Source organism: Nocardioides thalensis, assembly GCF_013410655.1.
Lineage (GTDB): Bacteria > Actinomycetota > Actinomycetes > Propionibacteriales > Nocardioidaceae > Nocardioides > Nocardioides thalensis.
The window spans coordinates 3,524,032-3,538,662 of the sequence record NZ_JACCFP010000001.1; the positions used below are offsets into that span (position 1 = coordinate 3,524,032).

Annotated in this window: 16 protein-coding genes and 1 riboswitch; of the genes, 6 read left to right on the forward strand and 10 right to left on the reverse strand. The window is 72.9% G+C overall.

Going from position 1 to position 14,631, the window contains the following annotated elements:
• The first annotated feature begins 180 nt into the window (after positions 1 to 180).
• Genes HNR19_RS17130 through HNR19_RS17145 form a run of 4 tightly spaced genes read left to right on the forward strand, consistent with a single transcriptional unit; the run spans position 181 to position 4,410 of the window.
• Positions 181 to 1,392, forward strand: coding sequence for an extracellular solute-binding protein (locus HNR19_RS17130; protein ID WP_179669041.1), 1,212 nt, complete (start codon positions 181 to 183; stop codon positions 1,390 to 1,392).
• On the forward strand, positions 1,389 to 2,339 hold the full coding sequence (locus HNR19_RS17135) for a carbohydrate ABC transporter permease (RefSeq protein ID WP_343047250.1): 951 nt from the start codon (positions 1,389 to 1,391) through the stop codon (positions 2,337 to 2,339). Before HNR19_RS17130 ends, HNR19_RS17135 begins: the two co-directional genes overlap by 4 nt.
• Positions 2,340 to 2,343: 4 nt before the next feature.
• Positions 2,344 to 3,177, forward strand: a complete 834-nt coding sequence (locus tag HNR19_RS17140; RefSeq protein ID WP_343047251.1) for a carbohydrate ABC transporter permease — start codon at positions 2,344 to 2,346, stop codon at positions 3,175 to 3,177.
• A 12-nt stretch (positions 3,178 to 3,189) separates the two neighbouring features.
• Positions 3,190 to 4,410 carry an ABC transporter ATP-binding protein gene (locus tag HNR19_RS17145; protein ID WP_179669042.1) on the forward strand — a complete coding sequence of 407 codons (1,221 nt, stop codon included), beginning with the start codon at positions 3,190 to 3,192 and terminating at the stop codon, positions 4,408 to 4,410.
• Positions 4,411 to 4,438: 28 nt separating this feature from the next.
• On the opposite strand, the gene HNR19_RS17150 is transcribed toward HNR19_RS17145, so the two are convergent.
• A complete protein-coding gene (locus HNR19_RS17150) occupies positions 4,439 to 5,311 on the reverse strand; it encodes an MmyB family transcriptional regulator (protein WP_179669043.1) in 873 nt (290 codons plus the stop codon).
• Positions 5,312 to 5,412: 101 nt separating this feature from the next.
• Here HNR19_RS17150 and HNR19_RS17155 point away from each other — a divergent pair, with 101 nt between their 5' ends.
• A complete protein-coding gene (locus HNR19_RS17155) occupies positions 5,413 to 6,027 on the forward strand; it encodes an NADPH-dependent FMN reductase (RefSeq protein WP_179669044.1) in 615 nt (204 codons plus the stop codon).
• A 10-nt stretch (positions 6,028 to 6,037) separates the two neighbouring features.
• Here the strand turns inward: HNR19_RS17155 and thiC are convergent, their stop codons facing one another.
• From thiC to HNR19_RS17200, 9 genes are all read right to left on the reverse strand, one after another.
• Positions 6,038 to 7,732, reverse strand: a complete 1,695-nt coding sequence (thiC, locus tag HNR19_RS17160) for a phosphomethylpyrimidine synthase ThiC (protein ID WP_179669045.1) — start codon at positions 7,730 to 7,732, stop codon at positions 6,038 to 6,040.
• Positions 7,729 to 8,418 (reverse strand): bifunctional hydroxymethylpyrimidine kinase/phosphomethylpyrimidine kinase, encoded by a 690-nt coding sequence (locus HNR19_RS17165; protein ID WP_179669046.1) that lies wholly within the window; start codon positions 8,416 to 8,418, stop codon positions 7,729 to 7,731. Before HNR19_RS17165 ends, thiC begins: the two co-directional genes overlap by 4 nt.
• Positions 8,415 to 8,990, reverse strand: coding sequence for a thiamine phosphate synthase (locus HNR19_RS17170; RefSeq protein ID WP_179669047.1), 576 nt, complete (start codon positions 8,988 to 8,990; stop codon positions 8,415 to 8,417). The genes HNR19_RS17165 and HNR19_RS17170 overlap by 4 nt, the downstream gene beginning before the upstream one ends.
• On the reverse strand, positions 8,987 to 9,751 hold the full coding sequence (locus tag HNR19_RS17175; protein ID WP_179669048.1) for a thiazole synthase: 765 nt from the start codon (positions 9,749 to 9,751) through the stop codon (positions 8,987 to 8,989). The genes HNR19_RS17170 and HNR19_RS17175 overlap by 4 nt, the downstream gene beginning before the upstream one ends.
• Positions 9,748 to 9,948, reverse strand: coding sequence for a sulfur carrier protein ThiS (gene thiS, locus HNR19_RS17180; protein ID WP_179669049.1), 201 nt, complete (start codon positions 9,946 to 9,948; stop codon positions 9,748 to 9,750). Before thiS ends, HNR19_RS17175 begins: the two co-directional genes overlap by 4 nt.
• Positions 9,945 to 10,988 carry an FAD-dependent oxidoreductase gene (locus HNR19_RS17185; protein WP_218910296.1) on the reverse strand — a complete coding sequence of 348 codons (1,044 nt, stop codon included), beginning with the start codon at positions 10,986 to 10,988 and terminating at the stop codon, positions 9,945 to 9,947. Before HNR19_RS17185 ends, thiS begins: the two co-directional genes overlap by 4 nt.
• A 4-nt stretch (positions 10,989 to 10,992) precedes the next feature.
• The gene (locus HNR19_RS17190) at positions 10,993 to 11,595 is read right to left on the reverse strand and encodes a thiamine phosphate synthase (RefSeq protein WP_218910297.1); all 603 of its coding nucleotides are present in this window, start codon (positions 11,593 to 11,595) and stop codon (positions 10,993 to 10,995) included.
• A riboswitch (TPP riboswitch) is annotated at positions 11,587 to 11,696 on the reverse strand. (Overlaps the previous gene by 9 nt.)
• Complete coding sequence (locus HNR19_RS17195; RefSeq protein ID WP_179669050.1) at positions 11,662 to 12,750, reverse strand: NAD(P)-binding domain-containing protein; 1,089 nt, start codon at positions 12,748 to 12,750, stop codon at positions 11,662 to 11,664. Its footprint overlaps the riboswitch before it by 35 nt.
• A 143-nt stretch (positions 12,751 to 12,893) precedes the next feature.
• Positions 12,894 to 13,901: an asparaginase gene (locus HNR19_RS17200; RefSeq protein WP_218910298.1), complete on the reverse strand. Its 1,008-nt coding sequence runs from the start codon at positions 13,899 to 13,901 to the stop codon at positions 12,894 to 12,896.
• Between the two features lie 50 nt (positions 13,902 to 13,951).
• Here HNR19_RS17200 and HNR19_RS17205 point away from each other — a divergent pair, with 50 nt between their 5' ends.
• Positions 13,952 to 14,629: a YdeI/OmpD-associated family protein gene (locus tag HNR19_RS17205; protein WP_218910299.1), complete on the forward strand. Its 678-nt coding sequence runs from the start codon at positions 13,952 to 13,954 to the stop codon at positions 14,627 to 14,629.
• The last annotated feature ends 2 nt before the right edge of the window (positions 14,630 to 14,631 follow it).

The window sequence follows — 14,631 nt, forward strand, 5'->3', positions numbered from 1 at the left end:
GTGGCTACCGTCACATTTCGGGAGGCTTCAATGGCGAACCCCTCGGGAGGAAGGCGATCCACACCGGAACGCCGCTCGGGCAAGGGAAGAAGGTACGCAGCAGCTGCTGCGGCAGGCACACTCAGCGCGGCGTTGCTCAGCGCGTGCGGGGGCTCAGACAAACCGGTTCTCAACTGGTACGTGAACCCCGACGGCGTCGACACGTTCATGAAGTACGCCGACAGCTGCAGCACGGCCGACTACGACATCGCGGTGCAGCAGCTCCCGTCGAGCGCGACCGACCAGCGCATCCAGCTCGCGCGCCGGCTCGCGGCGGAGGACTCCTCGACGGACCTGATGAACCTCGACCCGGTGTTCGTGGCCGAGTTCGCGAACGCCGGCTGGCTCGCAGAGGTGCCGGAGGAGAAGGCGAGCGAGATCACCTCCAGCGTCGAGGGCGAGGGCGACTACCTCGCGGGCGCGGCGGAGACGGTCGTCTGGGACGACAAGGTGTTCGCGATCCCGCTCTGGGCCAACACCCAGGTGCTCTGGTACCGCAAGTCCCTCGCGGAGAAGGCCGGCCTCAGCGAGGAGGACATGCAGCAGGTGACCTGGGACCAGATCATCGACGCGGCCGCCGAGAACGGCGGCACCGTCGGCGTCCAGGCCAACCTCTACGAGGGCTACGTCGTCTGGATCAACGCACTGATCCAGGGGGCGGGCGGAGCGATCGTCTCCGACACCGAGGCCGGGCGCGACGCCTCGATCGACCTCAACAGCGACGCCGGACGCGCGGCGGCCGAGGTCGTGCAGAAGCTCGCCGAGTCCGACGCCGCGCAGCCCGACCTGTCGGTCTCCAACGAGGGCACCGTGCTCGGGCCCATGTTCGCCGGGCCCGGCGAGTTCATGGTCAACTGGACGTTCGTCTACAAGAACTACGAGGGCCTGATCGGCGCCGCCGGCGGCCCCGCTGACAAGCAGGCGTTCGAGGACCTGGGCTGGGCGCGCTACCCCGCCACCGTCGAGGGCGAGCCCTCCAAGCCGCCGATCGGTGGCATCGACATCGGGGTCGGCGCCTACTCCGAGCACCCGGAGTTCGCGATGGAGGCGGCGGAGTGCATCACCTCCACGCAGGCGCAGGTCGACCTCGCCCTCGTCAACGGGCTGATGCCGTCGACCAACGCGGCCTACGACGAGGTCGCCAACAGCGGTGACTATCCCGAGGACCTGATCGAGCTCTACCGCACGAGCGTCGACGAGGGCGGGCCGCGGCCGAAGAGCGCGTTCTACGCGATGATCTCGAGCGCGATCCAGCAGACGTGGCACTCCCCCGCTTCGGTGGACCCGGACAGCACACCCGAGGAGTCGGCGGACTACGTCGGCAACGTCCTGCGAGGGGAGGACCTGCTGTGACGTCGACAGCGGTACCGGCGGCACCCGCGCCGGCTCAGAAGACCAGCGGTCGCAACACCGAGAGCGACCGGCTCAAGGCGGAGAACCGACTGGGCCAGAAGCTGGTCGCGCCGGCGATCATCCTGATGCTGATCGTGACGGCGTTCCCGATGATCCGCGCCATCTGGCTGTCGATCTACGACTACTCCCTGACCGCGCCCGACGAGCGCGAGATCGTCGGCGCCAGCAACTACATCACCGCGCTGAGCGACCCGCTCTTCTGGAAGGCCACCGGCATCACGGTCCTCTACATGGTGGTGACGGTGGCGATCGAGCTCGTGATCGGCTTCGCGTTCGCGCTCGTCATGCACCGGGTGATCTTCGGGCGCGGCATCGTCCGCACCTCGATCCTGATCCCCTACGGCATCATCACCGTCGTCTCCGGCTTCACCTGGCAGTTCGCCTTCTCCTACCAGAACGGCTTCGTCAACGGCTGGCTGCCGTTCATCGGCGACGACTTCAACTGGTTCGGCGAGACGACGCCGGCGGTGATCGCGATCTGCATCTCGGAGATCTGGAAGACCACGCCGTTCATGTCGCTGCTGCTCCTCGCGGGCCTGGCCCAGGTCAGCGAGGACATGATCGAGGCGGCGAAGGTCGACGGTGCCACCTGGTGGCAGCGGATGTGGAAGGTCGTCATCCCGAACATGCGGGCGGCGATCATGGTCGCGATCCTCTTCCGTGCGCTCGACGCCTACCGGATCTTCGACAACATCTTCGTGATGACCAACGGGGCCGAGGACACCCAGTCGATCAGCTTCCTGACCTACAGACAGACGATCGAGCAGTTCCAGCTCGGGATGGGATCGGCACTGTCGGTGCTGCTCTTCCTGTCGGTCCTGCTGATCGCGTTCCTGATCATCAAGCTCTTCCGGGTCGACCTGGCCCAGGCCCGGCAGGAGGGGTGACGTCGTGAAGCAGAAGATCGGAATCATCGTCGGCGTCGTGCTGATCCTCATCTGGTGCCTGCTGCCGGTCGCGTGGATCATCTCGATGTCCTTCAAGGACGAGGCCTCGATCACCGTCGGCAACCCGGGGTTCCTCCCCAGCGACGGCACGTTCGCCGGCTGGGAGAACTACCGGGCGGTCCTCGACAACGACCAGTTCCTCAAGGCGATCCGCAACTCCATCGGCATCAGCCTGATCGCCACGGTGCTGTCGGTCATCGTTGCCACGCTGGCGGCGTACGCCATCGCCCGCCTGGAGTTCCGCGGCAAGCGGCTGGTGCTCTCGATGGCGCTCGCCATCGCGATGTTCCCGGTCGTCTCCCTGATCGGCCCGCTGTTCGACATGTGGCGCGCGTTCGGCATCTACGACACCTGGCCGGGCCTGATCATCCCCTACATGTCGTTCACGCTGCCGCTGGCGATCTGGACGCTCTCGGCGTTCTTCCGCGAGATCCCGTGGGAGATGGAGCAGGCGGCGCAGGTCGACGGCGCGACGTCGTGGCAGGCGTTCCGCAAGGTGATCGTGCCGCTCGCGGCGCCGGGCGTCTTCACCGCCGCGATCCTCACGTTCTTCTTCGCGTGGAACGACTTCGTGTTCGGCATCTCGCTCACGTCGACCGAGGCGGCGCGACCGATCCCGGCGTCGCTGGCGTTCTTCGTGGGCGCCGACCCGTTCAACCGCCCGGCGTCGCTGCTCGCCGCGGCCGCCGTCATCGCGACGATCCCCATCATCGTCGTGGTCCTGATTTTCCAGCGCAAGATCGTCGCCGGCCTCACGTCCGGTGCGGTGAAGGGTTAGGGGTAGGAAGCCATGGCAGGCATCACGCTCAACAACATCGTCAAGCGGTACGGCGACGGCTTCCCTGCCGTCAACGACGTGTCGATCGACATCGCGGACGGCGAGTTCATGATCCTCGTCGGCCCGTCGGGGTGCGGGAAGTCGACGCTGCTGCGGATGATCGTCGGCCTCGAGGACATCACGACGGGCGACATGCTGATCGGCGACCGGCGCGTCAACGACCTGGCGCCCCGCGACCGCAACCTGGCGATGGTGTTCCAGAACTACGCCCTCTACCCGCACCTCACGGTCTACGAGAACATCGCGTTCCCGCTGCGGTTGGCGAAGATGGACAACGCCGAGGTCGACCGCCGGGTGCGCGAGGCCTCGTCGACGCTCGAGCTCGACGAGCACCTCGACCGCAAGCCGGGCAACCTCTCCGGCGGCCAGCGCCAGCGGGTCGCGATGGGGCGCGCGATCGTGCGCGAGGCCGACGCGTTCCTCTTCGACGAGCCGCTGTCGAACCTCGACGCCAAGCTCCGCGGCCAGATGCGCACCGAGATCGCCCGCCTGCAGAAGAAGCTCGGCATCACCACCGTCTACGTCACCCACGACCAGACCGAGGCGATGACGCTGGGCGACCGGGTCGCGGTGCTGAAGAAGGGCATCCTCCAGCAGCTGGCCACCCCGCGCGAGCTCTACGAGAACCCCGGCAACCTCTTCGTCGCGGGGTTCATCGGCTCGCCGCCGATGAACTTCCTGCCCGCCGAGGTGAGCGGCACGAAGGTCAAGCTGCCGTTCGGCGAGGTCGAGCTGCCCGCCGACAAGGCCGCCCGCGCCGAGGGCAAGGGGCTGCTCATCGCCGGCATCCGGCCCGAGCACTTCGAGGACGCCTCGCTCGCCGAGGGCAAGGGCGAGGCGACCCGGGCGTCGACGTTCACCGCCCCGGTCGAGGTCGTCGAGTGGCTGGGCAACGAGACCTACGCCTACATCCCGTTCGAGGCCCCGCCAGAGGTCGAGCAGCAGCTGCGGCAGCTGGAGCAGGAGCTCGACGGCGAGGCGCTGCGCACGCAGCTCGTCGTGTCGCTCGACGGCGCCAGCCGGATCACCGAGGGCTCCAACGCCGAGATCTGGATGGACGCCTCCAAGCTGCACCTGTTCGATCCGGCCACCGGCGAGAACCTCACCGTCGACCGCGAGCACGCCGGCCGGATCGGCGAGACGACGGTGTCCGAGCAGGAGGCAGCGGTCTAGGACTCCGCCACCCCGGCGTCCGCGTGCCTTACGCAGTGCTCCCGTGGGCCGCCGGGGCGGGCGGCTGCGCCGACCGCAGCCCGCGGGGGCGTCGCCCGACGAGCCGGTCGAGCGCCGTGTCGGCAGCGGCGTCGGCCGGCAGGTGCACGGCGAGCGCGAGCCCGCCGGTGGCGAGCAGCACCTGCGGCTGCAGCCGGACGAGGCCGACCTCGGGGTGGACCACCGCGCGCAGCCCGGTGTCGAGCGGCCCGGTCGGGCGACCAGCCCAGCGGGCGGCGAAATCCTGGCCCGCGGCCGCAGCGAGCTCGGCAACGACCTCGGGCTCCACACCACCCCGCTGCAGGTGCAGCCAGGCCACCTGCGCGTCGGCGAACGTGTCCCAGTCGGGGACGGCCTGCCGCGCCGAGGCCTCGAGGAACGCGTAGCGGACGAGCTCCGGCTGTTCCCCCTCCAGCATGCCCAGCGGCCCGACCAGCAGCTCGAACGAGTCGGTCCAGCCGACCAGCTCCGTGCGCGGTCCGATGACGGCGGCGGGTGTCGTGCCGAGCCGCTCCAGCAGGGCGGCCATCTCCTGCGGCAGCGCCGCGTCGTCGGGGCACCCGGCCGCGCAGACGAGCTCGGTGCCCTGGCTCAGCGCCACCAGGTGGTGCAGGTGCATCCGGTCGGCGGCGTCGAGCCGCAGCGCGTCGGCGATCGCGGCGACGACCTGCGTCGACGGCCGGCTGTCGCGGCCCTGCTCGAGACGGGTGAGGTACTCGACGCTGATCCCGGCGAGCGTCGCGACCTCCGCGCGTCGCAGCCCCGGGGTACGCCGCCGCTCGCCGCGGGGCAGGCCGACGTCCTCGGGCCGCACCGACTCGCGCCGCGTGCGCAGGAACGTGCCCAGCTCTCCCTCGATCACCCGGCCATTGTCCCCGAGCCGGCCATCCCGTGGGTGGCCCCGTGAGGACCACCCTCAGCCCGGCCTCCCCACCGGACGCCCGGACCCGCAGGCTCGGTGCCATGACCCAGAACGAGAACCGCCCCCTGAAGATCGCCGTCCTGCTGGGCAGCACCCGCCCCGGACGGCGCGGAGCCGACATCGCGCGGTGGGTGCACGCCGCCGCCGAGCAGAGGAGCGCGGCGACGTACGAGGTCGTCGACCTGCTCGACCACCCGCTGCCCTTCCTCGACGAGGAGCTGCCACCGATCGTCGGAGCCTACGCACGGCCGCACACCCGCGCCTGGGCCGAGACGATCGCGCAGTACGACGCGTTCGTCGTGGTGACGCCGGAGTACAACCACTCGGTGCCCGCCGTCCTCAAGAACGCCATCGACTTCCTCTACGCGGAGTGGAACGACAAGGTCGCCGGCGTCGTCGCGTACGGCGCGGAGAGCGGCACCCGCGCCGTCGAGCACCTGCGTCAGGTGTTCGGCGAGCTGCAGGTCGCGGTCGTGCGGCAGCACGTCGCGATCTCGCTCTACGACGACTTCGAGGACTTCGAGCGGTTCGCGCCGCGCCCGCAGCTCGCCGACTACCTCGGCACCCTCTTCGACCAGGTCGAGTCGTGGGGCGGCGCGCTGCGCGACGTGCGCGCCTCCCGCGCTCGCGAGAGCGCCGACGACGCCGTGGCGTGAGCCGCGGGCGTCACGGCCGCTGCGGCTCGACGTACACCGACGACCCGAGCTCGACGAACTCGGCGGACTTCTGCTTCATGCCGAGCGCGGCGTCCTCGGGCGTCAGGTCGGCGCCGAACCGCCGCCGCACGTCCTGGCTGATCCGCATCGAGCAGAACTTCGGGCCGCACATCGAGCAGAAGTGCGCGGTCTTGGCGTTGTCGGCCGGAAGGGTCTCGTCGTGGAACGACTCGGCGGTCACCGGGTCGAGCGAGAGCGCGAACTGGTCGCGCCAGCGGAACTCGAACCGCGCGCGGGAGAGCGCGTCGTCCCAGTCCCGCGCGCCGGGATGTCCCTTGGCGACGTCGGCCGCGTGGGCGGCGAGCTTGTAGGTGATCACGCCGGTCTTCACGTCGTCGCGGTCGGGGAGCCCGAGGTGCTCCTTCGGGGTGACGTAACAGAGCATCGCCGTGCCGTGCATCGCGATGGTCGCGGCGCCGATCGCCGAGGTGATGTGGTCGTAGCCGGGCGCGATGTCGGTGGCGAGCGGGCCGAGCGTGTAGAACGGCGCGCCGTGGCACCAGTCCTGCTGGAGCCGGACGTTCTCCTCGACCAGGTGCAGCGGCACGTGCCCGGGGCCCTCGACCATCACCTGCACGTCGTGCGCCCAGGCCCGCTCGGTCAGCTCCGCCAGGGTGCGCAGCTCGGCGAGCTGTGCCTCGTCGTTGGCGTCGGCGGTCGATCCCGGCCGCAGCCCGTCGCCGAGGGAGAAGCTCACGTCGTACTGCGCGAAGATCTCGCAGAGCTCGTCGAAGTGGGTGTAGAGGAAGTTCTCCTCGTGGTGGGCCAGGCACCAGCCGGCCATGATCGAGCCGCCGCGGGAGACGATCCCGGTGACCCGGTCGGCCGTGAGCGGGACGTAGCGGAGCAGCACCCCGGCGTGGATCGTCATGTAGTCGACGCCCTGCTCGCACTGCTCGATGACGGTGTCGCGGAAGACCTCCCAGGTCAGCCGGTCGGCCTCGCCGGCGACCTTCTCCAGCGCCTGGTAGATCGGCACCGTGCCGATCGGCACCGGGCTGTTGCGGATGATCCACTCGCGCGTGGTGTGGATGTCGTCGCCGGTGCTCAGGTCCATGACCGTGTCGGCACCCCAGGTCACGGCGTGGGTGAGCTTGTCCACCTCCTCGGCGATGGAGGAGGTGACCGCACTGTTGCCGATGTTGGCGTTGACCTTCACCAGGAAGCGGCGTCCGATGATCATCGGCTCGGACTCCGGGTGGTTGACGTTGGCGGGGAGGATCGCCCGGCCGGCCGCGAGCTCGCTGCGCACGAGCTCGACGTCGCACTGCTCGCGCGCGGCGACGTACTCCATCTCCGGGGTGACCACACCCGCGCGGGCGTAGTGCATCTGGGTGACGTTGCGGCCGGCCAGCGCGCGGCGCGGCGGCCGCTGCCCGCCCCGCCACTCCCCTGCCGCGGCGCCGCGGCGCACCGCGGACCGACCGTTGTCCACGAGCTGGGTCTCCCGGCCGGCGTAGGTCTCGGTGTCGGCACGCGCGGCGATCCAGTCGGCGCGGCGGGCGGGCAGCCCGCGCTCGGGCTCGGAGCCGGGTCCCTCGGTGCAGTAACGGTCGAACGTCTCGCCGTTGGTGAGCGCGACCCGGGTGACGGGCACGCGCAGCGGTCCCTGCTCGATGCGGGTGTGGGCGGGGTGGACGGTCATGCGATGTCTCCTTCGGGGGTGGGGGCGGTGTGGACGTGGGCGACCGGTCCGCGGCCGCGGCCGAGCTGCCAGTCGCGGCCGACGAGCAGCTGGCGGGTGACGTACGACGCCGCAGCCGCGGTCGCGGCGGGGAGGTCGGCCCCGAGCGCGAGGTGGGCGGCGAGCGCGCTGCTGTAGGTGCAGCCGGTGCCGTGGTCGTTGGTCGTGGCGACGCCGCCGCCGCGGGTGACGACGACGCCGGGACCGTCGGGGCGGCCGAGCGCGGCGTGCTCGCGCTCGTTGGGGGTGACCACGGCCGCGACGGGGAGGAGGTGCTCCGCGTAGGCCGCGACGACCGCCTCGTCGCCGAGGACGGCGCCGGTCGTGGCGACGAGCACGGGGTCGACGACGAGGGTCCGGTCCGCGCACCTCCGGGCGACGAGCGCGACGACCTCGGGGCTGCCGAGCACGCCGGTCTTCACGACCGGCGGGTCGAGGTCGTCGAGCACTGCGTCGAGCTGGGCCTCGACGACGTCCAGCGGCACCCGGTGGACGGCCCGCACGCCGAGCGTGTCCTGGGCCGTGACTGCCGTGACGACGCACGCACCGTGCACGCCGAGTGCGGCGAAGGTGGTCAGGTCGGCCGCGATCCCGGCGCCGCCGCCGGAGTCGCTGGCCGCGACCGTGAGCACGACCGGCGGCGTCATGCGACCGCCTCCAGCAGCGCGGCCACGGTGGCTGCCGGGTCGGGCGAGCGCATCACCTCGCCCATCACCGCGACGCCGTGTGCGCCTGCAGCCCGCGCGTCCGCCGCGTTGGCCGCGGTGATCCCGCCGAGCGCGAAGACCGGCACCGCGTGGCCGGCGTACGTCGACGGCGGCAAGGGTGGCCCATGGCCGGGCTTGCTCCGCGTCGGCGCGTACGGCGACAGCGTGGCGTAGGTGGCGCCGACGGCCCGCGTGACGTCGTCCGCCGAGTGGCAGGAGCGACCGACCAGCGCGCCGCCGCCTCCGCCTGCGCCGGTCGGCGCGGCCGAGGCCGGGAGGTGCACGCCGGCGGCGCCGGGCAGCGGGCGGTGCGCCGAGATCACCGTCAGGCCGACCGCCGCGGCTTCGGCGGCGATGAGCGCCCGGTGCGTGTCGGGCAGGTCCAGCTCGCGCACGACGACGTGGGTCAGACCCGCTGCGGCGCACTCCTCCAGCGTGCGCACCAGGGGCCGGCCCAGGCGCAGCTGCGAGCGGTCGGTGAGCAGCAGCAACCGCGGCAGCCCGCCGCTCATGCGATCCTCCCGGTCATCGGGCTGGACGCGCGCGCCTGCGCGCGCCGCGGGATCCGGCCGGCCCGCCGTGCGGCGTGGCCGGCGTCGACCGCGAGGCGCAGCGCGCCCGCCATCGTGACGGGGTCGTCGGCCCGGGTCACCGCGGTGGCGGCCAGCACGGCGTCGCAGCCGAGCTCCATCGCGAGCGCGACGTCGCTCGCGGTGCCGATGCCGGCGTCGAGCACCACCGGCACCGCAACCGCGGCGACCACCGACTCGATCGCGTGCGGGTCGAGCACGCCGAGACCGGAGCCGATCGGAGAGCCGAGCGGCATCACCGCGGCACAGCCCGCGTCCTCGAGCCGGCGGGCCAGGACCGGGTCGGCGGGCGCATAGGGCAGCACCGTGAACCCCCGGCGCACCAGCTGCTCCGCGGCCTCGAGCAGGCCGACCGCGTCCGGCAACAGCGACGTCTCGTCGCCGATCACCTCGAGCTTCACCCAGTCGGTCCCGAGCGCTTCGCGGGCGAGCTCGGCGGTGAGCACGGCCTCGCGGGCGGTCAGGCAGCCGGCCGTGTTGGGCAGCAGCGGCACGCGGGCGGCACGCAGCAGGTCGAGCAGGCCGCCCTCGCCGCGGCTGGAGGTGCGCCGTACCGACACCGTCACCAGGCCGGGTGCGGCCGCCGCGAGCACCGGCTCCAGGAGCGACAGGTGCGGCAGCCCGCCCGTGCCCAGCAGCAGCCGCGACGAGAGCTCGCGACCGGCGACCGTCAGATTCGTCATCCGCCCTGCACCGCCGTCACGATCTCGACGGTGTCGCCCGCGGCCAGCGGGTGGCGGGGCCAGTCGCCGCGCGGCACGACCTCGTCGTTGACCGCGACGGCGATGCCGTGCGGTCGCGGGTCGTCCAAGCGTGCTGCGAGCAGGTCGGCGACGGTGCCGGCGAAGTCCTGCGGTGAGCCGTTGACGGTGATGGTCATGGCGCTCCTCGAAGGGGTGGGGATGCGGTGGTGAAGCGACCCGGGTCGACCGCGGGGTCGACGAGGCCGGACTCGAGGTGGTCGGCGACGAGGCGGGCGACCAGCGGCGCGAGCAGCACTCCGTGGCGGTAGAGCCCGGCGGCCAGCACGACGCCGTCGTCGCCGGCCGGACCGACCAGGGGCAGGTTGTCGGGGGTGCCGGGCCGGTCGCGCGCGGTGACCTCGACCAGCTCGGCCCGGTCCAGGGCGGGCCAGAGCTCGCGCGCGGCCGCGAGCAGCCGCAGCACCCCGCCGCCCGTCACGACCGGCGGCTCGTCGTGCTCCTCGCTCGTCGCACCGACGACGACCTCGACGGCGCCGGGACCGGGCCGGGGCACGACGTACGCCGGCTCACCGCGCACCCAGCCCCGCACGGTGCGCGTCGGCGGGTCGGTCGACCGCAGCCGCAGGATCTCGCCGCGGACACCGCGCACAAGCGAGGTGTACGGCGCGGGGAGCCGGCTGCCCGTCGCGACGACGGCGACGTCGGCTAGGTCGGTGAGGTCGACGCCCGCGGGTGCGGTGGGGCCTACGGGCACCCGCTCGAGCAGCGCCCGCACGACCGCCCGTGGGTCGACGCTGAGGTCGTCGGCCAGCAGCGCCCCGCCGGCGACGCGCCCGACCGACGGCTCGAGCGCCGAGATCGCGCGCCGGTCGAGCAGGTCCACCCTTCGCCCGTGCCGCGCGAGCAGCGCCACCTGCCGCTCGACCTGCTGGAGGTCCCCGGCGTCGTACCCGACGAGCAGCGTGCCGGCTGCCCCGAGCGGCACGCCGAGCCGCGCCGCGAACGCAGGCCACAGCTCCAGCGAGGCGAGGCCCAGCCGCAGCAGGTCGTCCTCGCCGTGCCAGGCCTCGGCCGACGGGCTGAGCATGCCGGCGGCGGCGTACGACGCGCCGCTGCCGGGCGCGGGGTCGACGACCTGCACCGCGTGGCCGCGCTGCAGCAGCTCGTCGGCCACCGCGAGGCCGACGACCCCGGCTCCGAGGACGGTGATCCGCACCGGCTCAGCCGATCGCCGCGACGAGCTCCTTGGCTGCTGACACGGGATCGGGTTGTCGCCAGACGGCGCCGATCACGGCGACGCCGTGGGCACCGGCGGCGACGACGTCGGCCGCGGTGCGAGGCTCGATGCCGCCGATCGCCACCAGCGGCAGCACGCCGGCCGCCGCCGTCACCGCGGCGACGCCGAGCGGGTCCGGGAGCCCGGCCTTGCTGGTGCTGGCACCGACCGGTCCGAAGCCGGCGTAGTCGGCGCCGCCGCCGGCGGCCGCCTCCACGTCGGCGCGCGAGCGGCAGGTCGCGCCGATCAGCAGGTCAGGCGCGACGCGGCGCGCGGCGGCGACGTCGAGGTCGGTGGCGCCGAGGTGGACGCCGTCCGCGCCCGCGGCGAGCGCGACGTCGAGCCGGTCGTTGACGATGACGACCGCGCCGCCCGGCCGCACGTCGCGGACCACCCGCTCGGTGAGCGCCGTCAGCGCGCGGCCGTCAAGGTCCTTGGCGCGGACCTGGAAGCCGTCGACGCCCGCCTCGACGAGGGCGGGCAGCAGGGACAGGTCGTCTGCCGCGGACAGGATGCAGTGGACCCGAGGGACAGAGATTCGCTTCACGATCAGCCTTCCTTCGCCGGCATGACCCGGATCAGGTGTGACGGTCGGAGCGGCCCCAGCTCCCTCTCAGCCCGCTGCCGCGGACTCCCGTGGTTTATTGGTGCCCGACGTTAGCAGACGTCGCCGTACGGCGAGAGCGGCCGCGCGCCCCGCGCGGTTGGCGCCGATCGTGCTGGCGGACGGGCCGTAGCCCACGAGCTGCACCCGCGGGTCGGCCGCGGCGGTGGTGGCCGTCTGCACGTCGCGACCGCCGGGCAGGAGCGCGATCCCGCCGTACTCGCTGCGCAGGTGCAGGGGCGCCAGGTGGGCGACCGCGGGCCGGAAGCCGGTGGCCCACAGGATCGCGTCGACCGGCTCGAAGGCGCCGTCGTCCCAGCGCACGCCGCCGGGCTCGATCCGCTCGAACATCGGGTGCCGCCGGTAGGCGCCGAGCGCCTCGGCGAGGCGCTCCTGCGGGCGGAGGGCGAGGCCGGTGACGCTGACGACGCTCGCCGGCGGCAGTCCCTTGCTGACGCGCTGCTCGACCAGGCGGATCGCGGCACGGCCGTCGATCTCGCCGCCGTCGCGCCACACGGGCTCGCGGCGGGTCACCCACAGGGTGTCGGTGACGGGCGCCAGCTCACCGAGGAACTGCACGGCGCTCGCGCCGCCGCCGACCACGACCACCCGCTTGCCCCGGAAGTGCTCGGCGCCCGGGTAGTCGGCGGTGTGCCACTGCTCGCCGCCGAACGTCTCGATGCCCGGGTAGTGCGGCACGAACGGCCGGGTCCAGGTGCCGGTGGCATTGACGAGGGTGCGGGAGGCCCAGCTCCGGTCACCCGCGCGCACGACGAGGAGGTCACCCTCGCTCTCGACGCGGTCCACCCGCACCGGGCGCAGCACCGGCAGGTCGTGGTCGCGCTCGTAGCGGGCGAACCAGTCCGGCACGACGCGGTTGGCGCGGTCGCGCGAGCCGCCGGGCGCCGGCGCGTCGGGCAGGTCGGCGACGCCGTGCACGTCGGCCATCGTGAGCGAGTCCCAGCGGTGCTGCCACGCGCCGCCCGGCCGGTCGTCGCCGTCGAGGACGACGTGGTCGATCCCCAGCCGCTTGAGGTGGTACGACGCGGAGAGACCGGCCTGGCCGGCCCCGATCACGATCGCGTCGTAGACGTGCACGAGGACCCAACGCCGGGCAGGGCCGATCCATGCCCGCGGCCGCCGCGGTCGGCCCGACGTACCTGACGTACTGGTCGAAAAACAGCCGCGAAAAACGCCAAAGCGTCAGGTGCGTCGTGCCGACGATCACGAAGCCAACTGGCCTATGGGGTGCCGCGCTCCGCGACCGCCGCCCGCACCGCGTCGTGGTCGTTCGCGCCCGTCAGCGCCAGCGCCCACAGCAGCAGGCGGGCCTTGACCGGCGGCAGCCAACCGGCGCCGATCGCACCGCGGGCGACCAGGTCGACCTCGGAGCCGGGATAGCCGTACATGGCGCGGCCGGTCGGCCCGGAGCCGGTGCGGGACGCGAAGACCACCGGTACGTCGGCCGCGAGCCGGCCGACCGCCTCGGCCATGCGTGGCGACACGTGGCCCGCGCCGAAGCCCGCCACCACGACGCCGTCGACGTCCTCGGCGCGCAGCCGGTCGAGGAGGTAGCCGTCGTCGCCGAGGTACGTCGCCACCAGCGGCACCCGCGGGTCGTCGGCCCCCCGAACGTTCCCCAGCCGAAGCGGCGCCAGGCGGCCGACCGGGACGCCGTACACGACCTCCGCCTCGACGCAGCGACCGATCGGGCCGAACACCGGTGACCGGAACGCGCTGGTCGACATCGAGTCGGTCTTGGCGACCCAGCGCGCGTGGTGGATCTCGTCGTCGAACGCCACGAGCACGCCGCGGCCCCGCGACGCCGGCGACACAGCGCAGCGCACGGCAGTCAGCAGGTTGGCCGGTCCGTCGGCGCCGGCGGCCTGTGGCGAGCGCATCGCTCCCGTCACGACCAGCGGCTCGGGGTGGTCCCAGAACAGGTCGAGCAGGAAGGCGGACTCCTCCAGGGTGTCGGTGCCCTGGGTGATCACGACGCCCGCCGCGCCGCCGTCGACCGCGGCCCGCGCCCACGCGAGCGCGCGCATGATCGTCGGCTCGTCCAGCGACGGGCTCGGCAGCATCGCGAGGGTCTCGGCACGCACCTCCGCCGCGTCCGCAAGGCCGGGCACCGCGTCGACGAGGGACTCCCCGGTCAGGGTCGGCACCACCGCGCCGCCGGAGGGCTCCGCCGAGGTCATCGCGATGGTCCCGCCGAGCGCGCCGATCGCCACGTGGTGCCGTGTCACCCGCCCAGCATCTCGCACCGGGTGTCGGCGGCGCGTGGGAGCCTGAGGACATGCAGGACATGCGGGACTCCGGCCCCGGCCGGATGGGCGGCACCCCTGAGCGCCCGGCGCGCTTCTTCCGTGACGCAGCGGAGTTCGGCGCCTGGCTGGCGGCGAACCACGACACCGAGACCGAGCTCTGGATGGGGCTCTACAAGAAGCACGTGCCCGACCACGGCCTGACCTGGAAGGACGCCGTGCCCGAGGCGCTGTGCTGGGGCTGGATCGACTCGGTCGCCCAGCGCATCGACGACGACTCGGTGCGCCAGCGGTGGACACCGCGCAAGCGCACCAGCAACTGGAGCAAGGTCAACCTGGCGCTGGTCGAGCAGCTGATCGCCGAGGGCCGGATGCAACCGAGCGGCCTCGCGATCTACGAGCAGCGGCGGCAGGCGCCGGCGCCCTACACCCACGAGGTCGACGGGGAGCTGGCGTTCCCCGACGACTACGCCGCGCAGCTCGCCGCAGTCCCGCCCGCCACGGCGTTCTGGGAGGCGGCGACGCCGTCCTACCGCAAGCTCTGCGTCAACTGGGTGATGAGCGCCAAGCAGCAGGCGACCCGCGACCGCCGGATGACCCAGCTCGTCGAGTGCCACGCCGCGGGCGAGATCATCCCGGGCCAGCGCTACGGCGAGACGCCCCGGTGGGTCGAACGCGCAGCGGAGGCCGCGCGGTCCGCGCGCAGCTGAGC